General features: G+C 70.1%; 16 protein-coding genes and 1 pseudogene. 7 read left to right on the top strand and 10 right to left on the bottom strand.

The features are described 5' to 3' along the window. Positions 1-298: 298 nt before the first annotated feature. On the bottom strand, positions 299-760 hold the full coding sequence (locus LMU33_RS05265) for an SRPBCC family protein (RefSeq protein WP_228617774.1): 462 nt from the start codon (positions 758-760) through the stop codon (positions 299-301). Positions 761-806: 46 nt separating this feature from the next. On the opposite strand from LMU33_RS05265, the gene LMU33_RS05260 reads away from it, so the two are divergent. Both LMU33_RS05260 and LMU33_RS05255 read left to right on the top strand, forming a co-directional pair. Further along, the gene (locus tag LMU33_RS05260; RefSeq protein ID WP_228617773.1) at positions 807-1,415 is read left to right on the top strand and encodes a TetR/AcrR family transcriptional regulator; all 609 of its coding nucleotides are present in this window, start codon (positions 807-809) and stop codon (positions 1,413-1,415) included. Positions 1,416-1,920: 505 nt separating this feature from the next. Next, a complete protein-coding gene (locus tag LMU33_RS05255) occupies positions 1,921-4,020 on the top strand; it encodes a HelD family protein (RefSeq protein WP_228618343.1) in 2,100 nt (699 codons plus the stop codon). 766 nt (positions 4,021-4,786) lie between these two features. Here the strand turns inward: LMU33_RS05255 and LMU33_RS05250 are convergent. Next, complete coding sequence (locus LMU33_RS05250; RefSeq protein ID WP_228617771.1) at positions 4,787-4,987, bottom strand: hypothetical protein; 201 nt, start codon at positions 4,985-4,987, stop codon at positions 4,787-4,789. A 189-nt stretch (positions 4,988-5,176) separates the two neighbouring features. Between LMU33_RS05250 and LMU33_RS05245 the strand changes: the two genes are divergently transcribed. Continuing rightward, complete coding sequence (locus LMU33_RS05245) at positions 5,177-5,425, top strand: hypothetical protein (RefSeq protein WP_228617769.1); 249 nt, start codon at positions 5,177-5,179, stop codon at positions 5,423-5,425. 570 nt (positions 5,426-5,995) lie between these two features. Here the strand turns inward: LMU33_RS05245 and LMU33_RS05240 are convergent. Next, positions 5,996-6,508, bottom strand: a complete 513-nt coding sequence (locus tag LMU33_RS05240; protein ID WP_228617768.1) for a F0F1 ATP synthase subunit B family protein — start codon at positions 6,506-6,508, stop codon at positions 5,996-5,998. Positions 6,509-7,131: 623 nt separating this feature from the next. After that, positions 7,132-8,547, bottom strand: a complete 1,416-nt coding sequence (gene lpdA, locus LMU33_RS05235) for a dihydrolipoyl dehydrogenase (RefSeq protein WP_228617766.1) — start codon at positions 8,545-8,547, stop codon at positions 7,132-7,134. Between the two features lie 174 nt (positions 8,548-8,721). Here lpdA and LMU33_RS05230 point away from each other — a divergent pair, with 174 nt between their 5' ends. After that, positions 8,722-9,591 carry a helix-turn-helix domain-containing protein gene (locus LMU33_RS05230; RefSeq protein WP_228617764.1) on the top strand — a complete coding sequence of 290 codons (870 nt, stop codon included), beginning with the start codon at positions 8,722-8,724 and terminating at the stop codon, positions 9,589-9,591. A gap of 22 nt (positions 9,592-9,613) precedes the next feature. Here the strand turns inward: LMU33_RS05230 and LMU33_RS05225 are convergent, their stop codons facing one another. The 5 genes from LMU33_RS05225 to LMU33_RS05205 are packed head-to-tail and all read right to left on the bottom strand — an operon-like array spanning position 9,614 to position 15,930. Next, a complete protein-coding gene (locus LMU33_RS05225; protein WP_228617762.1) occupies positions 9,614-10,804 on the bottom strand; it encodes a thiolase family protein in 1,191 nt (396 codons plus the stop codon). Continuing rightward, on the bottom strand, positions 10,801-11,445 hold the full coding sequence (locus tag LMU33_RS05220) for a CoA transferase subunit B (protein ID WP_228617760.1): 645 nt from the start codon (positions 11,443-11,445) through the stop codon (positions 10,801-10,803). Before LMU33_RS05220 ends, LMU33_RS05225 begins: the two co-directional genes overlap by 4 nt. Next, positions 11,442-12,200, bottom strand: coding sequence for a CoA transferase subunit A (locus LMU33_RS05215; protein WP_228617758.1), 759 nt, complete (start codon positions 12,198-12,200; stop codon positions 11,442-11,444). Before LMU33_RS05215 ends, LMU33_RS05220 begins: the two co-directional genes overlap by 4 nt. An 11-nt stretch (positions 12,201-12,211) precedes the next feature. Continuing rightward, positions 12,212-13,984, bottom strand: a complete 1,773-nt coding sequence (locus LMU33_RS05210) for an FAD-dependent oxidoreductase (RefSeq protein WP_228617757.1) — start codon at positions 13,982-13,984, stop codon at positions 12,212-12,214. Then, the gene (locus LMU33_RS05205) at positions 13,981-15,930 is read right to left on the bottom strand and encodes a maleylacetate reductase and hydroxyquinol 1,2-dioxygenase domain-containing protein (protein WP_228617755.1); all 1,950 of its coding nucleotides are present in this window, start codon (positions 15,928-15,930) and stop codon (positions 13,981-13,983) included. The genes LMU33_RS05210 and LMU33_RS05205 overlap by 4 nt, the downstream gene beginning before the upstream one ends. Positions 15,931-16,456: 526 nt before the next feature. Here LMU33_RS05205 and LMU33_RS05200 point away from each other — a divergent pair. Together LMU33_RS05200 and LMU33_RS05195 are read left to right on the top strand one after the other, a co-directional pair. Next, positions 16,457-17,473 carry an NmrA family NAD(P)-binding protein gene (locus tag LMU33_RS05200; RefSeq protein WP_228618341.1) on the top strand — a complete coding sequence of 339 codons (1,017 nt, stop codon included), beginning with the start codon at positions 16,457-16,459 and terminating at the stop codon, positions 17,471-17,473. 446 nt (positions 17,474-17,919) lie between these two features. After that, entirely contained in the window at positions 17,920-18,438 is a 519-nt protein-coding gene (locus LMU33_RS05195; protein ID WP_228617753.1) for a lamin tail domain-containing protein, read from the top strand. Positions 18,439-18,532: 94 nt separating this feature from the next. Here LMU33_RS05195 and LMU33_RS05190 read toward each other — a convergent pair whose 3' ends face one another. Then, positions 18,533-18,862: a hypothetical protein gene (locus LMU33_RS05190; RefSeq protein WP_228617752.1), complete on the bottom strand. Its 330-nt coding sequence runs from the start codon at positions 18,860-18,862 to the stop codon at positions 18,533-18,535. A gap of 32 nt (positions 18,863-18,894) precedes the next feature. Between LMU33_RS05190 and LMU33_RS05185 the strand changes: the two are divergent. Continuing rightward, positions 18,895-19,314: pseudogene (locus LMU33_RS05185) on the top strand (oxidoreductase dimerization domain-containing protein); the annotation flags it as partial. Positions 19,315-19,417 lie beyond the last annotated feature (103 nt).

Below are 19,417 nucleotides of genomic sequence, written 5' to 3'. Positions count from 1 at the left end.
TCGCTGACCCGCGCTCTGGCGGAGGCTCTCGTTGATGTCCTCTGGTTCGTCGACGGCTGCGAGGACGAGCGGATGGACCCGGACGACGCTGTCGGGGTCCTGGAGGGTGTCGCCTACCTGAGAGCGCCTGCGCTGCGTGGATCGAGGGGCTCGACACCAGCGGTGTGATCCCAGAGCTGGTAGATGTCTACCGTGACACTCCGCAGGTGCCGCATGGCGCAACGGTGCGGTCCGTGATGTGGTACTAGGCCCGTCGCCGAGAGGGGCATCGGGGGCGGGTGTGCACCGCCGTCAGGAGTCAGTCAGCGGCGGAGAAGTGGTGAGCCAGTTCGGTGGCCAGGCGTCGCATGACCGTGTGGTTGGCGCGGCGCATCGTGGCCCGCACGACGGGGGCCAGCAGCCGGTCGGCCAGAGGGGCGCGCACCCACGTGTACGTGAACGAGACGTGGCTGCCGCCGCTGCGCAGCGGTTCGATGGTGTAAGTGCCGTGGGCCTGGCGCCGACCGGCCGCGCTGACGTTGCGTTCGACGATGCGTCCCGGCGCCTCGGCCTCGACGACCTCGATGGTGACGTCGGTCTTGGTGCCGCCCAGCGCGGCGGTGACGGTGGCGCGCGATCCGATGCCCCGGCCAGGGCCGCTGTAGCGCCAGTTGGTCAGGTAGTGGTTGGTGAATCGCTCGTGGTGAGCCATGACATCGAGGAAGTCGTAGACCTGCTCGGGCGTCTGCGGTACGTCGATCGACACGGTGACAGACTTCATGTACCACACGGTACATGCGGCATGTACCAATTGGTACAGTCGTGGTGTGGTGAATAAGGACGTCTCGCACCCCGAGGGTCAGGACGGGCACGGCCCGGACCCGGGCCGGCGCGCTCAACTGGTGGACGCAGCTGTCGACCACGTCGCGGCGCACGGCATCGCGGATCTGAGCCTGCGCCGCCTGGGCGCTGCGATCGGTGTCAGTCACCGCATGCTGATCCATTACTTCGGGTCCAAGGAACAGCTGTTCGTCGAGATCGTCCGCACGTCGGAGCAGCGCCAGCGCGATCTGATGTCTCAGCTCCAACTGGAGCCTGGTCTCTCGCCCGCGGATGTCGCCCGGCGACTGTGGCAGCAGCTGACGGATCCCCGGCTGGCCGGTCAGGAGCGGCTCTTCTTCGAGATCTGCGGGCACGCGCTGCGGGGCCGCCCCGAGGCCGCCCCGGTCCTCGAGGGGTTGGTGACGGACTGGCTGGAGCCGCTCGTGGCCGCCGAGGTGGGCGCGGGGTCGGACCCCGCCGTGGCCCGTAACCGTGCCAGGCTGGGACTGGCCACCGTCCGTGGTCTCCTGCTGGATCTCCTCGCCACCGGAGACCGCGCGGGCGTCGACGCGGCGATGGAGGAATTCCTGCGGCTGTACTACGGCCCGAAGTGACGTAGCAGCCGACACGTACGTTACGGCGAGGGAGCTCATCTTGGGCGGCCCTGTTGGGTAACCCGTGAGCGGGGCCGTTCAAGTCGGGGGTAGGGCGCCGCCGCCGTAGACCTGACCATGGCCTTGCGACCGTCGGTGGAACCGATGCTGGCTGGCGTCGCGCAGCCGTGACAGTCGGTCAGGCACGGTGCCCCGCACCCAGTGCCGACACGTTTCGTCTTCGTCGGGTCAGCTCCCGTCTCAGCGACGGCCCGGAAGCCGTGAGGCGGGTGGCCGGTGAAGCGCGCCCCGCAGAGCAGGAGCCTTCCACCGCCTCACCGTGTAGTTCGGCCGACCGCAAGGCGCTTGGCATGGAAGCGCGAAACGGCGGCTACGGACCATGAACGGGCGCGGTGGTGCATCGGAGGACACATTCCACCTGCTTTGGTCAATATTTACTTTCCCGGATTCCATCTGCATAGTGGCGCCTCGAAATACTGGTGGGTTGAGCCGAGAGGGCCTTTTCTTGTCTCAGATCAACGATGTTGCCGCGCGCGAGGTGGAACTTGAGCAAGTTCAGGTTTCCGTCATAGGCGAGCTGTTCGACGAGCGGCTGGCCGGGGCGCGGGAGCAGCTGGCGCGCGTGCTCGCGTCGCCGCCCGACGGCGCGGGCGAGGCGTACGAGAGGGAGGTGGCGGCCGGGCAGCTGGCGCGGGAGATTCGTCGGCTGGAGGGGGCCGAGGACGGGTTGGTCTTCGGCCGGATCGACCTGGCGGACGGTACCGTCCTGCGGATCGGGCGGCTGGGGCTGCACAGGGACTCGGACGAGCTGCCACTGCTGGTGGATTGGCGGGCCGAGGCCGCGCGGCCCTTCTATGAGGCGACGCCGGTCCATCCCATGGGGCTGCGGCGGCGCCGCCACCTGCGTCTGGCGGGTCGCACGGTGGTGGGAGTGAGCGATGAGCTGCTCGACGGCTCCGCACCCACCCGACAGGACGTGATCGGCGACGGCCCGTTGACCGCGGCGCTCCAGGAACGGCGCACGGGGCGGATGGGTGCGGCGGTTGCCACGCTCCAGGCCGAGCAGGACGCGATCGTCCGGTCCCCGCACCGCGGGGTAACGGTCGTGCAGGGTGGTCCGGGCACCGGAAAGACGGTGGTGGCTCTGCACCGCGCCGCGTATGTGCTGTACGCGTTCCCGAAGGCAGCCGAGCGCGGCGTGCTCGTACTGGGGCCGAACGCGCGGTTCCTCGACTACATCAGCCAAGTCCTGCCTTCGCTCGGGGAGAACGACGTCGTCCTGGCGACGTGCGAGGAACTGGCCGGCGTCGTACCGGGCGCCACGGACCCCTTCGAAGTGGCCCGCCTGAAGGGGAATGCCGCGCTGGCCGACGCGCTGGCCGCTGTGGTCCGCTCACGGCAAGTCCCAAGCGGCGACTTCGACGTCCGGGTCGGGCAGGAGTGGATTCGTCTGCAGGACAGGGACGTCGCCCAGGCGCGGGAGGCGGCACAGACCAGTGGTCTCGCGCACAACCGGGCGCGCCGGCTGTTCAAGGAGCTGCTGGTCGACGCCCTCGTCCGTGAGCTTGCCCGCAGTGGCGCCGAGGCGCTCGAACGTATCGACGCCGAGGTTGCGCAACTGACCGGTCTCGACCTCGACAGGGCTGCGGCAGCGGACCTGCGCCGCCTCGGCCTTGACGACGCGCCCGTCACTGGTGCCGACGAATTCGACGCCGATGCCGTGCGCGCCGACCTCCTGGACGATGCCTTGCTCGATCAGGCCGTCGAGGACCTGTGGCCGAGGCTCACGCCCGGCGACGTGGTCCGCGCCCTGCTGGCGGATCCAGACGTGCTTGCCGCGTACCTGCGGCAGTTCACCGACGACCAGCGGGCCCTGCTGCGGCGAACGCCCGGTGCTCCCTGGACGGACGCCGATGTGCCGCTGCTCGACGAGGCGGCCAGCCTGGTCGACGGCCCGCCTGAGCAGGCCTTCGGGCATGTCGTCGTCGACGAGGCACAAGAGCTCACCGCCATGCAGTGGCGAATGATCGTGCGCCGTTGCCCGGGCAGGTCGATGACACTGGTCGGAGATTTCGCCCAGGCAGGCCCTGTGACGGTGGCCAGGGACTGGAAGGAGGCACTCGGCCCGCACCTCGGACGCCGCTTCGACCTGCGCACCCTGACCGTCAGCTACCGGACCACCCAGGAGATCCTCGCCACCACCGGGAACCTGCTCGCCCGGATCGCCCCGGGCCGGCCACCGATCCGGTCGATCAGGCGTGGCGAGGTGCCTCGAACCCTCACCGCGGCCCCTGCATCGCTCGTCGCCACCCTCGTGCGGGAGCTGCGCGAGCAGGGCGCCGCGCACCGGGGCGAGTTGGTCGGGGTGATCTGCGCCGATGGCAGGATGGAGCAGCTCACGGCTGCGGGGATCGAGGAGCATGCCCGGCTGGTGCCGGCCTCACAGGCGCGCGGCTTGGAGTTCGACGCCGCCGTCGTGGTCGACCCGGACGGGATCACCGCCGCCCGCCCTGGGGGCGAGCGCGACCTGTACGTCGCCCTCACCCGGGCCACCAAGCGACTGTGCACCATCACCGTCCCGCCTACCGTGAAGATCACGAGATGAGGATGACCCGGGCAGACAGCCAGGGCCTCGCCAGCAGTCACTCAGCGTGCACGGACCACGGAAGTCGAGCCAGAACCCGAGTATCGAGAGTGCCTGGGCCTGGCATGGGTTGGCGCTTGGGGCTCGGGGAGCCGGCTGCGGCTGCGGCTGCGGCTGCGGTGACCTGGCGTCCCAACATCCCGGTGAATGAGGGCGACGTGGTGGGCGGTAGGACCGCGGGCGGCGCCGTGGCCAAGCCATGGCCTCGGCGATCAGCGGCGCGGCGGTGATGTATGCCCACCAGTCGCCGACCACCGCGGCGCACACCGCCAATGACCCGACAGCTGATGGTAGATGACGCCGCCCCATGAGCCGACGCCACGATCACACAGGGTGCTTCCTCCGGCGATGGATGAGACAACCTGGATGCGGGTCTCGCCCTTCGCCGGGGCATCGGGGCATCGGGGAGGCGGCGTGAGTGGCGGGCGCAACGTGAGGTCTGCGTACGCGAGTTCGTCAGGCCGCACGGGGCGGTGTTCGACTGTGAAGTAGGCGGGGCCGGCTTCGGCACGGGAGAGCTCCATGCCGTACGGCGCGACACCCAGGTAGAGCAGCTCCGGATGCTCCCGGTACTGGGCGACCTCCGCCTCGTGCTGCCGCTGCTGCGACCGCGCCGGGCCGACGAAACCCCCGTAGGTCACTCCGGCCGCCAGCGCTGCGACCGCCCCCAGTCGCACCCACGGGTGCGGCACGAAGAATGCCGCGGCCATGGCGTACGGCACGCCCGTCAACGCGAACCGGGTGCTGGTGCTCCCCAGCCGACGCCCCTGCCGTAGGCGGCCAGGCCGGCCAGTGCGCCGAGCGTGCCGATGACGAAGACCAGTACTGCCCAGCCGAGCCGCTGCGGCAGGGAGCGGCACAGCTGCACCAGGGTCCGCGCCGGTTGCCCCGCCACAGCCGGCAGGCCCACGGCCAGCGGCACACTCAACGCGAAGATCGGGCCGTCGCACCGGCCCCACCCCCCAGGCCGTTACCGCCAGACTGCCGGTCACCCCACGAACCGCGTTCCTTCGGCAGCTCAGACCTGTGTCATATGCCTTCGACGTATCAAAAAACTTCGCGCAGATATATCTAGAAAGCGGCACAGTCAGCGTCAGCGGATCGCTACCGTGGTCGGATGGACACAGAGAGTTCGCCGCCTCTCGATACCGCAACCCTGCGCGGTCAGCTCGTCGCGCGCGAGGAAGAGGTCCGTCATCTGGCGAAGCAGCTCGGCATCGCCGGCGAGTTCCAGGCGTCCTGCACGGTTCGCGACGCGGCGGACTTGCTGTTCGCCGCAGGCCGCGCGCTCGCTGCTGAGACGCCCTGCCGGACCACGACGCACACCATGGCCGTTCTGTACGCGCTCTGCCGGACAGGCGCATAACCAGCTATGCCCTGGAGCCTGGGCAGGCCTGGCGCTCAGGGGTGCCCCTGTGCCTTTCAGCAAGCGAGGAGCGAGGGATTCCGGGCGGACCTCGTGCGATGAGTACCGGTTCGCCTCGACCTATGAGGGCGACACGCACCTGCCGGTGATCAGTGCCACGTGGTTCCACCTACCCCGGCATCGGAATGGTCGACGGCGCCGCCTCCTGCCCTGCCCTGCCTCCCTCCCGGTCACGGCACTGGACTCGACTGCGGGGGCGGCCAAGGCCCCGACCCGTTTCCTCCCGCGCGATCAACCGCCGGTCCAGCTCAAGCTCCGCGGCCTCCAACGCCTCAGCCGACCGGGCGGCTTGCTCCCGCGGACCCTCCACCCGCACACCCCACGTTCATGCATCGGACGTAAAACGGCGCATGTCTCCCTGGCGCCAAGCGAAGCCACGCCTGGCCGGCAAGAATGAAACGGTCACGGTCGGTTGGGATACGGCCCCGACACCAGCGAGCTCGTGGACTGGGCCCGCGACTGCCTCTGGCTGGAAGTTCGAGCAAGGCAAGCAGGAGCTGACCGGCCTGGTCAGCTCTTGAGGGAACCGTCCGCCTCGTCGAGCCCGGCGAAGAAATCCTCGGCGATGGTACGTGCGCCTGGCAGGTCGTGGAGCGCTTCACCAACGATACGGCCTGCGAGTTCGGTGGCCAGGCCGAACATGACCTCGCGCAGTTCGGCTTCCGCGATGATCCGGTCGGCTTCCAGCTCCGCCTTCGCCGATGCCACGAGGTTGTCGCGCTCCCTCTGTCCCTCCGCGCGCAGGGCTGCGAGGAGGGAGGCCCCCTCTTCTGCTGCGGACTGCCGAAGCCGGGCGGCTTCGTGACGGGCGGCGCTGAGTTCGGCCCGGTATTCGTCGCGGATGCGGAGCGCTTCCTCATTGATCGCGCCGGCCCGTTCAACAGTGCCGTTGATCGCCTCTTCACGCTCTTTGAGGACGTTCTCGATGCGGGGAAGAAGAACCCGCGTGAAGATCGCGAAGACGATGGTGAAGGTGATTGTTCCGGCTATGAGGTCGAGCAGGTGCGGCTGCAGAGGTCCCATGTCGCGGATCGTATCAGCGCAAGATCCATCCATGCCGACCGGCCCTGTCTCTCTCGGTCCTCAACTACCCTCCTGTCCCGGGTAGTTGGCTTCAGGCGAGTCGGCCCGCGGAGCCGATCAAGGCTTGCGGGGCCAGCCGTGGCGGGCCTTCTGATGAGGGTCCCAATGACGAAACCCGCAGCTGTGGTGACGACACTGATGAAGATTCCAAACGCTGCGTGTGTGCTTCGGCTTTCCCGCGGCCCGGAGTGCTTAATGGCATCATGCGGACCTCATGAGAGCGTGATAAAGCTGGTTTCCGCAGGGGGCGATGGCGCCCCGCCGAGGGCCCACCAGGTACCACAGCGGGCGAGAAACGCGTTGATGTGCGAGGTGATCTGGTCTGGTGCCTAGTCGAGTTCGCCGATGACGCGCTCGGCGTCGTCGGTGAGCTGGTCAATGCCACAAGGGCCGGGCGCGTCGGTGGACTCACCCCGCTCACGGTGGTCGTACGGGGCTGCGCCGGTTGTGGGGTCCGCCGGCGGCGGTGAACGTCCTCCGTGGCCAGTCCCCGTGCCGAGTATGGCGAGGACGCGGTCGCCCTCCACCGAGATCACGATCCACGGCCGGTGTGTCCGCGTGCATCACATGTTGATCATGTGTCCGGCCAGGCCGTGCACCGCCTCCTGGATCGCCTCGCCGAGCGTCGGATGAGCGTGGACGTTGCGGGCGATCTCATGGACGCTGAGATCCCATTGCTGCGCCAGGGTCAACTCGGGCAGCAGTTCGGTGACGTCCGGGCCGATCAGGTGCCCGCCGATCAGCTCGCCGTACTTCGCGTCGCTGATCAACTTCACGAAGCCGGTGGCGTCGCCCAGGCCGTGCGCCTTGGCGTTCGCGGTGAACGGGAACTTCGCCACCTTGACGTCGTGGCCCAGTTCGCGTGCCTGGGCCTCGGTGTAGCCGAAGCTGGCGATCTGCGGCTGGCAGAAGGTGGCCCGCGGGATCATCGCGTAGTCCAGTTCCATGGTCTCCGCGTCCGCCAGCGTCTCGGCCGCGATCACGCCCATCGCTTCGGCCGCGTGCGCCAGCATCAGCTTCGCGGTGACGTCGCCGATGGCGTAGAGGTGCGGGACGTTCGTGCGGCAGCGACCGTCGACGTCGATCGCGCCGCGCTCGGAGACCCGCACGCCGGTGTTCTCCAGGCCGTAGCCGGACACGTTGGGGGCGAAGCCGATGGCCTGGAGGACCTTGTCTGCCTCCAGGACCTGCTGGGAGCCGTCCTTGCCGGTGACCGCGACGCGGACCCGGGGGCCCGACTCGTCGATGGAGTCGACGCGGGTGGACGTGAGGGCTTCGATGCCCAGCCTGCGGTACTGCTTGGCTAGCTCCGCGGAGACCTCGGCGTCCTCCAGCGGGGCGAGACGGTCCAGGAACTCGACGATCGTGACCTTCACCCCGTAGTTGTGCAGGATGTAGGCGAATTCGACGCCGATCGCGCCGGCGCCCGCGATGATGATCGACTGCGGCAGCTCCTCGGCGAGGATCTGCTCCTCGAAGGTGACGACGCGGGAGGTACGCCGGGTGCCGGGCAGAAGCTTGGGTGTCGCGCCGGTGGCGATGATGCAGTGGTCGAACCCGATGGTGCGCGTATCGCCGTCGAAGCCGGACACCTGGAGGGTGTGCGGATCGAGGAAGGTGCCCTGACCGTCGATTTCAGTGATCTTGTTCTTCTTCATCAGGTAGTGCACGCCCTTGACGCGGCCGTCGGCGACCTTGCGGCTGCGGCGGAAGGCCTCGCCGTAGTCGAAGGACACCTGTCCGTCGACGCGGATGCCGAACGTCTTCGCCTCACGGGTGAAGACGTGAGCCAGCTCGGCGTTGCGCAGCAGGGCCTTGGTCGGGATGCAGCCCACGTTCAGGCAGATGCCGCCCCAGTACTTCCGCTCGACAACGGCGACGCGTCTGCCCAGCTGGGCGGCCCGGATCGCGGCGACGTAACCACCGGGGCCCGCACCGAGTACCACCACGTCGAAGCGGTCGTCCTGCTCGTCCGTCATCGGTGCCTCCTGCAGCGGAACGCGTTCGGGCTCCGGCCAGAATTCCCCCGTCGATGGCGACGGCAAACAGGGGTGCTTTCCGGCGGTCGTGGACTTCACCCGCGTGAGCCGGTTGCTTCTCGGCGGAGCTGGTTTATCCTTCAACCACATGGGGTGCCGTGAGGAGGTCACACCGTGACGGAACTTGGCCTGGCCGACACGGTCGGCATGCTGCGACAGCCGGGCGTGCGGACACGACACAGCAGCTCAGGGCTCGGATGGGAGCGGCTGTACCTCTCCGCGCAGGTCGAACAGCCCTACCGCGCGGCGTTCGATCCGGCCCTCACCCACCTGGTGATCCTGCACCTCAGCGGACCCGTCACCGTACGGCGGGGGAAGGGTGCGGACCGGCGGTCAGGGACGATCCCGGCCGGTGGGCTCTTCCTCCAGCCGGCTGGGCGGAGTCTCGCCGTCGAGCTCGGCGGGCGGCTGGAGACGATCCACGCCTACCTCGCGGACGACGCGCTGCGCGAGGCGAACGGTGGGCGGCCCGTAGAGCTGACCGAGGAGCTCGGGGCCAGCGATCCACTCGCCGAGCAGCTCATGCTCGCGCTGGACGGCACGCTCCGCTCCTGGGAGCCGTCGGCCCGCACGTACGTCGACCAGCTGACCGGGATGCTCGCCGCGCAGCTCGTACGCCGTCACGGCGTCGGGGTGAGCACGCCCCCGCCCGCCCGGTGCGGCTTGTCCGACCGGCAGCTCGCCGCCGTCCGCGAGCTCATGGAGCAGCGCCTCGCCGAACCGCTGCCGATCGCGGACCTCGCCGCCTCCGCTTCGCTGAGCTCGAGCCAGTTCACGCGGAGGTTCCGGGCGAGCACCGGCCGCTCGCCCCACCAGTTCCTGCTCGGGCTGCGGATGGAGGCCGCGTGCCGGATGCTGCGCACCGGGTCCACCCCGATCGCGGAGGTGGCCGCCGCGTGCGGCTTCTCGCACCAGGAGCACCTCACCCGGGTGATGCGCGCCCGGCTGGGCACCACACCGGCCGCGCTGCGCCGGTCCGGATGAGGAGGCCGCCCACGGGCCCGTCTCAGCGTTCGAGTACCAGGGCCAGTGCCTGGCCCACCCCGATGCACAGCGCTGCCAGGCCCGTCCCGGTGCCCGCCGCGGCCAGCTGGTGCGCGACCGCTCCGGTGATACGGGCACCCGACGCGCCCAGCGGGTGGCCGATGGCGATTGCGCCGCCGCGGGGGTTGACCACCTCTGGGTCGAGTTCCGGCAGTGCGGCCAGGCAGGCCAGTGCCTGGGCCGCGTAGGCCTCGTTCAGCTCGACCGTGTGCAGATCGCCGGGAGCGACCGCAGCCTTGGCGAGCACCTTGCGGATGGCGTCGACCGGGCCGAGCCCGAAGTACTGCGGCTCGATGCCCGTCACCGCCGCCGCCCGGACCCGGGCCAGGGGCTCACGCCCGATCGCCGCCAGGCCTTCCTCGTCGGCGAGCAGCAGCGCGGCTGCCCCGTCGTTGAGCGGCGAGGCGTTCCCGGCCGTGATCGTGCCGTCCGCCGTGAAGGCCGGCTTCAGCCGGGCGAGTGCCTCCAGGGAGGTGTTGTCCCGGATGCCCTCGTCGCGGGGCAGGTCCACCCCCTCGACAGAGGTGATCTCTCCCGCGTACGCGCCCTCGCGCCAGGCGCGGGCGGCGTTGCGGTGGCTGGCCAGGGCGAACGCGTCCTGTGCCTCCCGGGTGACGGCGTACTTGGCACCGACGAGTTCCGCGCTCTCGCCGAGCGGGATCGTCCATTCCGCCGGCATCCGCGGGTTCACCATCCGCCAGCCGAGCGTCGTCGAGTACAGCTGCTGATCCTTCACCGGAAAGGCCCGCTCGGGCTTCGGCAGCACCCAGGGCGCGCGGGTCATCGACTCCACACCGCCCGCCACCGCGATCGACGCGTCGCCGAGCGCGATGGCGCGCGCCGCCTGGATGACTGCCTCCATACCGGATCCGCACAGCCGGTTGACCGTGGCGCCCGGCACGGTGACCGGGAGCCCGGCGAGCAGCACGGCCATGCGGGCCACGTCGCGGTTCTCCTCGCCCGCGCCGTTCGCGTTGCCGAGCAGCACGTCGTCGATGCGCGCGGGGTCCAGGCCGGGGCTGCGCTCCACCAGGGCGCGCAGCACTCCCGCGGCGAGGTCGTCCGGTCGTACGCCCGCCAGGGCACCGCCGTATCGGCCGAAAGGGGTACGGACGGCGTCGACGACGTACACGTCACGCGGGCGCTCGATCATCGGTTGCTCCCAGCAGGACTGATGAGGAATGGCGTGTGAGCGGCGACCTGATCAGCCGTCACATCGGGGGCGAGCTCGACGAGCTCGAGCCCGCCGGGCGTGACGTCGAGGACGCACAGGTCGGTGATGATCCGGTGCACGCAGGCGCGGCCGGTGAGCGGTAGCGTGCACTCCCGGACGATCTTGGAGGTGCCGTCCTTCGTCAGGTGCTCCATGAGTACGACGACCCGGCCGGCGCCGTGGACGAGGTCCATCGCACCGCCCATCCCTTTGATCATCTTTCCGGGGACCGCCCAGTTGGCGAGGTCGCCGCGGACCGAGACCTGCAGCGCGCCCAGGACGGCGGTGTCGATGTGGCCGCCACGGATCATGCCGAAGGACAGCGAGGAGTCGAAGAAGGACGCCCCCGGCCGTACGGTCACCGTCTCCTTGCCCGCGTTGATGAGGTCGGCGTCGACCTCGTCGGGCGACGGGTACGGCCCGACGCCGAGCAGCCCGTTCTCCGAGTGCAGGACGACGTCGACGCCCGGCGGCAGGAAGTCGGCCACACGGGTGGGCAGCCCGATGCCCAGATTGACGTAGTCGCCGTCCCGCAGCTCGCTCGCGGCGCGCGCCGCCATCTCGTCCCTGCTCCAGCTCATCGCTCGCGCACCGTCCTCTTCTCGATTCCCTTGTCGGCCGCCTGCTCCGGGGTGAGCGCCACGACGCGCTGCACGAAGACCCCCGGCAGATGGATCTCGTCCGGGTCGAGTACGCCCGGCTCCACGAGCTCCTCCACCTCGGCGACGGTGATGCGCCCGGCCATGGCGGCCAGCGGGTTGAAGTTGCGCGCCGCGCGGCGGAAGACGAGGTTGCCGTGGCGATCCCCGCGCGCCGCCCTGACCAGCGCGTAGTCCGTGGTGATGGCGTGTTCCAGGATGTGGTCCACGTCGCCGAAGGTACGCACTTCCTTCGGCGGCGAGGCCACCGCCACCGATCCGTCCGCGGCGTAGCGCCACGGCAGTCCGCCCTCGGCGACCTGTGTGCCGACGCCGGCCGGGGTGTAGAAGGCAGGGATCCCCGCGCCGCCCGCCCGCAGCCGCTCGGCGAGCGTGCCCTGCGGCGTCAGCTCGACCTCCAGCTCGCCCGCGAGGTACTGGCGGGCGAACTCCTTGTTCTCGCCGATGTATGAGCCGGTGACCCGGTTGATCCGCCCCGCGGCCAGCAGGATCCCGAGGCCACGCCCGTCGACGCCGCAGTTGTTGGACACGACCGTCAGGCCGCCCGCCCCGCTCTCGTACAGGGCGGCGATGAGCACCTCCGGGACGCCGCTCAGCCCGAAGCCTCCGACGGCGAACGACCGGCCGTCCGTCACGTCCGCCAGGGCCTCCGCGGCCGTGGCCATCACCTTGTCCATCCCGTTCTCTCCTACCGGTCCAGCACCCGGCGCAGCGCGCCGTGAAGTTCGTCCTGGGCCCACTGCGCGCTTGCGGGTGCCGTGGCGCGGCGCCAGGCGACGTAGCCGTCGGGGCGCACCAGCAGCACGCCGTCCTCGGCGATCTCGCTCACCCGGCTCCACTCGCCGTACGCGTCACGGCAGTTGGCGTCACCGATGCGCGCCACCCGCAGCGGGACGCCGAGTTCTGCCCCGCACGCGGTCGCGGCCGTTTCCCAGACGCCGCCCGACAGGCCGGTCAGCACGGTGAAGGTGCCCTCGCCGACGACGTCCAGCGTGGACAGCCGTTCGCCGTGGGCGTCGACGAGCCAGGCGTGCGGCAGCTTCGCGCCGGGGCGGGTGGTCGTCTGGGCCACCAACTCCCGGTCCTGTTCCCAGACTTCGGCGCAGTCGTCGTCGGGAAGCACCGCGGCGGAGACGTAGCGCTGGTTCATCTCCACGCCGTGTGCGTTGAACTCGTAGTTCTTGAGCTGGATCGCCTCTTCGAGCCGGCGCCGCTTCTTGGCACCCTCGGGCGTCGGCGCGCCCAGCACCGCGAGCCCCTCGGTGATGGCCTCGTGGTCGGCGCCACCGCCGATGCCGAGCACGTCGAAGATCGGTCCGAACTGGTCGCGGCTGAGGTTGGCCCGTTCGACGATCTGCCGCCCGACGGGGGCCCGTTCAGCGGAGTAGCTGTCGAGCAGCCCGGGGCCGGCCTCGCCGCGGATCACCATCGCGAGCTTCCAGGCGAGGTTGTAGGAGTCCTGCACGGAGGTGTTGGAGCCGAGCCCGTTGGACGGCGGATGACGGTGTACCGCGTCGCCCGCACAGAAGACCCGCCCGGACCCGTACGCCGAGGCGTAGCTGTGGTTGACCGTCCACAGCGAGGTGGAGGTGATCTCCACCGGCAGGTCGGGGTCGCCGATGAGGTCGCGCACGATCCGCCGCGCCGCCTCCTCGTCCACCTCCGGGGGCGGCTGCTCGATGTCGTAACCCCACACCAGCAGCCACTCGTTCCACGGACGGACCATGCGGACCAGGCCCATGCCGATGCCGCCGGTCTCAGCCCCGGGCTGCAGCACCCAGTACAGGACGCTCGGCCGGTGGGCGCAGTAGCGGGTGAGGTCGGCCTTGAAGACGATGTTCATGCTTCCGGCCTTGGCCATGCGGCCGTCGAAGGGGAGGCCGAGCTGCTCGGCGACCGTGCTGCGCCCGCCGTCCGCGCCGATCAGGTAGCGGGCCCGTACGATGAACTCGTCGCCGCGGACCCGGTCGCGCAGCCGCGCGGTGACGCCGCTGTCGTCCTGGGTGAAGCTGAGGAACTCGGTGTCGAAGCGGACCTTGGCGCCGCGGGCCGCCGCGTTGTTCACGAGGATCGGCTCCAGGTAGGTCTGCGGCAGGTCGATCATCTCGCAGGGGCTCTTGGCCGCGTATTCGCTGATCGTCGCCGGCCCGGTGCCCCAGGTGCGGATGCGGCCGATCTCGTGCCCGGTCAGCGAGGTGCACAGCACCGTGTCGCCCATGAGGTGGGACGGGCTGCCGACAGCCAGCGCCTCGGATTCCACGCCGAGGTCGCGCAGGACCTCCATGGTGCGCTGGTTGGTGATGTGCGCCCGCGGTGTGTTGGCCAGCCAGCCGTACTTCGTCACCAGGAGGGTGCGGATGCCGTAGGTGGCCAGCAGCAGTGCGGCGGAACCCCCGGCGGGGCCGCTGCCGACGACGAGGACGTCGGTGTCGTACGTGTCGTGCGCAGGGGTGATGGTCATGGGCGGGCACTCCTCGGGCATCCTGCCAGGGGGGCGAGTCGGAAGGTGTAGTCGAGCCGGCGCCACTCGCCGTCGACCGGGCGGCCGTCGGGAGCGGGGCCGGTCTGCGGCGCGAAGTCGACGATCAGCTCGTCCTTGACGCCGAAGACGGTGTCGCTGTCGAGGTAGGCGCCGCCCGAGACGAACAGCTGCGTGACGAGCCGGCGGTGACCGGGCGCGTCGAACATGAAGTGCAGGTGCGGCGCCCGGTAGGGATGGCGCCCGACCGCGGCGAGCATCTGCCCGACCGGCCCGTCCTCCGGGATCGGATACTCCGAGGGCAGGATGGACCAGAACATGATCCGGCCATCGGCGTCGGTGCGCAGCCGGCCACGCAGCACCGGCCCTTCCAGGTCGGGGAGTTGGACGTCGTAGAAACCGTCCTCGTTGGACTGCCACACGTCCACGACCACGTCCTCGACCGGCGCACCTTCGGCGTCCGTGACCCGCACGTCCACCCAGAGCGGGGTGCCGGGCAGCCCGTCGGAGATGTCGCCGCCGCGTGGGGTGTCGGGCGGGTCCTCCACGTAGAAGGGACCGAGCACCGCGGACGGAGTGGTGTGGGGCGTACGGGAGTTGGTGAGCAGGTCCACGGCGCTGGAGACACCGAGTGTGTCCGACAGCAGCACGAACTCCTGTCGCGTCGGGCTGCAGATGCCGCCGGTGCGGGTGAGGAAGTCGATGGCGTACTGCCATTCGGAGTCGGTGACGTCGTTGGCGGCGACGAAGGTGTGCAGATGGCGGACCAGGTCGCTCAGCAGGGTGCGCACGCGCGGGTCGGGGGCCCGCGCGAAGCTGGCGACGACCTGGTCGGTGAGACGGGCCAGCTTGGCTTCCGTGGACTGAGGACCCTCGGGGCGGCGTCCGTGCCAGGCGCCGGCCAGCAGCTCCGCGATGCCCTCGGTGGTCAGCTCGCGCGGGTTCGGGTACGGCGTCGAGGTGGCCAGCTCGGCCGCGCGGGCGAGGCCGGACTCCGGCATGCCGAGAGCGCGCAGCGAGGTCGGGCCGCCCAGGGAGGCGACCAGGTCGTACACGCCGCTGGGGGCGTCCGGTACGCCCAGGGCGTCTGCGACACGGCGCATCACGCCGGGCACCGCGTGCGCGTTGTAGGCCATGGCATGCGGCAGCACGACGGTGTGCGTCTCGGCGTGCGGCAGATCGAAGCTGCCGCCGAGCGTGTGGCACAGCTTGTGGTGCAGGCCCATACCCACCGTGGCGAGGCAGGTCCCGGCCAGCCAGGCCGCGTGCAGCAGGTCGGCGCGCGCCTCCAGGTCGGCCGGGTCGGCCGCGAGGCGTGGCAGCGCCCGGGCGATGCGGGAGATCGCGTCGAGGGCCTGCTGGTCGGTCACCGGATTGGCGTCGGCGGCGTACAGGGCCTCGACGGCGTGGGCGAGCGCGTTGATGCCACTCGTGACCGTCAGGGACAGCGGCAGGGTCAGGGTGAAGTCGACGTCGTAGACGACGGTCTCGGGCAGGATCTCCGGTGACGACTGGGTGACCTTGCGTCCGTCGCGGGTCTCGCCGAGGACGGGTGTCACCTCGGAGCCGGCGTACGTGGTCGGAAGGATCACCTGCGGCAGTCCCGTCCGCAGCGCGAGCGCCTTGGACAGACCCGTCGTCGAACCGCCCCCGACGGCGACGATGCTGTCCGCGGAGGACTCCCTGAGCACCATGAGCGCTTGTTCGGTCACCTCGACCGGCGTGTGCATGGCCGCGCCGTCGAACTCCGCCGCCAGGAGGTCGCCGAGCGCCTCGCGGACCTGGTCGGAGGCTGCCGCGAGGGATCCGCTGGACAGCAGCAGCACCCGGGAGCAGCCCAGCCGCTCGACCTCCTCGCCGAGGCGGCCGACCGTGCCGGCACCGAAGACCACCCGGGAGGGGTGGGATGTGTAGACGAACGTCCGCATCGAACTGCCTCCGCATGTCATCCGGTCGCGTCGGTCCCTTGGACCACCGAGTATGCGGATGACGTCCGCGTGAACTCCTGCACGTTTCGCGCGCAGCCCTGCACGAAACACGCGTGCGTGCTGCGGCGGAGCGCCATGGGGAACGGGCAGCTGACGGGTCGCCTGCATGCCAAGGTCGCGTTCGGCGTGGTCGGTGCGGTCGTTGTCCTGCGCGTGCCGGAAGAGGGACGCGAACATGCGCGCGGTCCGGGCGGCCGACCGGTCGGGTTACGGTCGTATGCGGCGTTGTTGTTTGACGGCGTCGGCGTCGGCGTCTGCGCCCGGCGTGGAGTTGGTGATGTCACGCCCGATGCTCCGGGAGGAGCAGGGACGCAACCATTTACCTGCACCCGTCATACCTGCACCCGTCATACCTGCACCTGTCTTACCTGCACGCGTCACTCGCGTCCGAGGGGCGGGCCAGGTGATTTGGCGGTGAACTTGTTCCGAGTCTGAGCCCTGGGCGCGTGCCGGTCGAGTGACGACCATGCGCCCCGCATTCCGCTTGGTCGCCCAGGGGGACCGGAGGATGGCCCCGGTTGCGCCATGGCCGCGGGAGCTGCACGGTGCACCTATGGACCACACGTCGGAAGCCAGTGTGCTGCCCATTTTGGTGACCGGCGCTGCGGGCAGCGTCGGCGCCATCGGGCGATCCGTGGTCGAAGGCCTTCGGCGACGGGGCCTGCCCGTCCGGGCCATGGTGCGTCGCGATGACGAGCGGGCGCAGGCGCTGCGCGCGACGGGCGCCCAGGTCGTCGTCGGAGACCTGACGCGGGCGGGCGACGTCGCCGACGCCTTGGCCGGCTGCGGACGCATGTACTTCGGCATGGGTGTCTCGGCGCAGTATCTGGAGGCCGCCATGACGGCAGCGGCCGTCGCGCGCGCGTACGGGCACCTGGAAGTGTTCGTCAACATGTCGCAGCTGACGGTCTCCGAGATGGACCTCACCAGCACCTCCGAGTCGCATCAGCAGCGACAGCACTGGCTGGTCGAGCAGGTTCTCGACTGGTCGGGCCTGCCCGTCGTCCAGATCAGGCCCACGGTCTTCATGGAAAACCCCCTCTTCCGCATCGGTTTCTCGTCGATCGCAAAAGACGGCACCATCAGACTGCCCTTCGGCCGGGCGAAGACCTCCCCGGTGGCGGCCGGCGACGTGGCCGCGGTCGTGGAGAAGATCCTTGCCGACCCGGCCCCGCACGTCGGCCGGATCTACGAACTGACCGGCCCTCGCTCGGAGGACATCACCGCCATGGCCGCGGAAGTCTCCTCAGCCCTGGGCCGGCCTGTCAGCTACACCGACGTCCCGCTGCAGGAATGGATCGACAACGACCTCAGGTCCTTGGGGCTGCCGGACCACGTCTTCCAGCACATCTCCACCATGGCCCGCCTTCACGCGGAGAGCCGGTACGACCGCAAGTCGGACGGCGTGGAGCAGGTCACCGGGCGGCCCCCTTCAGGGATAGCCGATTTCGTGCGCAAGAACGACGACATGTTCGTCCGCTGAAGCGGGCGCTACCGATGACCGGCCTGTGGCCGAGCCCCGCCCGCAGTGAGTAAGCCTCTGCCGTCTCTCACCGACTCCGGCCCCTCTCCAGCTTTGTTACTCACTTTCGGGTGAACGCTGTCGTCGTGGTGGGCGGCCGCGGATGGCGGATGGTTGCCTCAGGCCTGTATTGGCAAGGCATGTAAGCCCGAGATGTCACCAATCTGGTGCATTCAGGATTTAGATGGTTATTGCAGGCGTGAGTTACAGAAATTTGCTGAAACGGTAATGCTCTTCGCATTTCCCTCACAGTGTGGGGGAGTGGAGCGCAAGGTGTGGCTGTGCGGCCAACCGGCTGCACACCAGCACAACACATCCAGTCGGCCTGCGGTTCTGCTGGCACGACCGGCTGAGTGTGAGCACCCTTGAAGGGGGACCTCGTGTCCGTTTCTTCTTCCGTCCGTCGCGTGACCGCCGTCGCCGCCGTGGCCGCCGCCGCCCTGGGCGCGGTGGCATGGCCGGCGGCGGCCGCCGACCACCACCCGGGCTACCCGTGGCACACCGCGGTGTACATCAGCGGTGTGCAGTACGACGCCCCGGGCCGCGACGACCGTTCCAACCGCTCGCTGAACCGGGAGTGGGTGGACATCACCAACTCGACCCGTCGGGCGGTGAACCTGGAGGGCTGGACCCTCTCCGACGAGGACGGCCGCACGTACACGTTCCGCCACGTGTGGCTGGAGGGCCGTGGCACGGTCCGGGTCCACACCGGGTTCGGCCGGGACAGCCACACCGACGTGTACCAGGACCGGCGCCGCGAGGCGTGGGAGAACGACGGCGACACCGCGACGCTGCGCAACGACCGCGGCCGCTTCGTCGACGCCGTCTCCTGGGGCCGTGACGACGACCACCGCGGTGACCACCGTGGCGACGACCGCGATCATCGTGGCGACGACCGCGATCACCGCGGCGGACACCGTCACTGACCCGACGGTAGGTGGCCCCGGCTCGTAGCCGGGTGTCAGCGCGCAGGTCGCCTTCTCCGGCTGCGGAGGAGGCGACCTGCGGTGCGAGGGCGGGCTACTTGAACCAGTAGCGGACGCCGTGGTGGCGGGAGCAGGTGCGCTGAGAGTGCCGCGAGTACGACAGCGAGAAGACAGCGAGGCAGGATTCGAACCCTGCGAGGATCCCCTGGGGTTGCTGCTCCTGCATAGGGGCGCACGTCGCCAAGGACGACGTCGAGGAACTGGACCGGGCCCGCGACGCCGAGTCCCCCGACCCGCACACCGCCGCACTGCTCGCCTTCTCCGACGCCATCGCCCGCATCTGCGGCAGCATCGCCGGCACCCAGCCGAAAGCGGCCCGGGCCGCGGGCGTCACCGACGCCGTGAGGGCCGAGGTCGTGGCCAATCCGGCGCCCCTCCTCACCAACTGGACGATGTCCCCTGGGTGACCATGCCACCACCGCCGACCAGCACGCCGTACCGCAGGTCTTCTTCAGCGACCCCGAGGCGGCCGCAGCGGGCCTCACCGCCGCACAGGCGGTCGACGCCGGCTACCGCATCAAGACCGTCGACCTGGACTTCAATGCCGCCCAGGGCGCCAACCTCTACGCCGACGGCTACCGGGGCCACGCCCGGCTGCTCGTCGGCCTCGACCGGGAGGCACTGCTCGGAGTGACGTTCGTCGGGCTGGGCGTCAGCGAACTCCTGCACTCGGCGACCATCGCGGTCGCCGGCGAGGTCCCGCTCAAACGGCTCAGGCATGCGGTCGCCTGCTTCCCGACCGTCAGCGAGATCTGGCTCTTCCTCCTCGCCGCCTACCAGCGCGACCAGGAGACGTCGCACCCCACCTCCGCCTGATGCCCGGGTACCGTGGCGCAGACGATCACTTGGCCGCTGGGCCGGACCCCTGTCATCACCCGCGCGTCCGGGCCTGTCACCACCGCGTGGACTGCGGGGGCGG

It is taken from the genome of Streptomyces barringtoniae, from assembly GCF_020819595.1.
GTDB lineage: Bacteria > Actinomycetota > Actinomycetes > Streptomycetales > Streptomycetaceae > Streptomyces > Streptomyces barringtoniae.
The sequence above is the reverse complement of the archived record's forward strand: the minus strand, read 5'-3'. Positions and strand labels throughout refer to the sequence as shown.

Bases quoted from the DNA above. Each gene is read 5' to 3' on its own strand.
- LMU33_RS05205 (WP_228617755.1), bottom strand. From the start codon at position 15,930: ATGCGGACGTTCGTCTACACATCCCACCCCTCCCGGGTGGTCTTCGGT.
- LMU33_RS05240 (WP_228617768.1), bottom strand. From the start codon at position 6,508: ATGGGACCTCTGCAGCCGCACCTGCTCGACCTCATAGCCGGAACAATC.
- LMU33_RS05245 (WP_228617769.1), top strand. From the start codon at position 5,177: ATGGACACAGAGAGTTCGCCGCCTCTCGATACCGCAACCCTGCGCGGT.
- LMU33_RS05225 (WP_228617762.1), bottom strand. From the start codon at position 10,804: ATGATCGAGCGCCCGCGTGACGTGTACGTCGTCGACGCCGTCCGTACC.
- LMU33_RS05200 (WP_228618341.1), top strand. From the start codon at position 16,457: ATGCGCCCCGCATTCCGCTTGGTCGCCCAGGGGGACCGGAGGATGGCC.
- LMU33_RS05215 (WP_228617758.1), bottom strand. From the start codon at position 12,200: ATGGACAAGGTGATGGCCACGGCCGCGGAGGCCCTGGCGGACGTGACG.
- lpdA (WP_228617766.1), bottom strand. From the start codon at position 8,547: ATGACGGACGAGCAGGACGACCGCTTCGACGTGGTGGTACTCGGTGCG.
- LMU33_RS05220 (WP_228617760.1), bottom strand. From the start codon at position 11,445: ATGAGCTGGAGCAGGGACGAGATGGCGGCGCGCGCCGCGAGCGAGCTG.
- LMU33_RS05210 (WP_228617757.1), bottom strand. From the start codon at position 13,984: ATGACCATCACCCCTGCGCACGACACGTACGACACCGACGTCCTCGTC.
- LMU33_RS05265 (WP_228617774.1), bottom strand. From the start codon at position 760: ATGAAGTCTGTCACCGTGTCGATCGACGTACCGCAGACGCCCGAGCAG.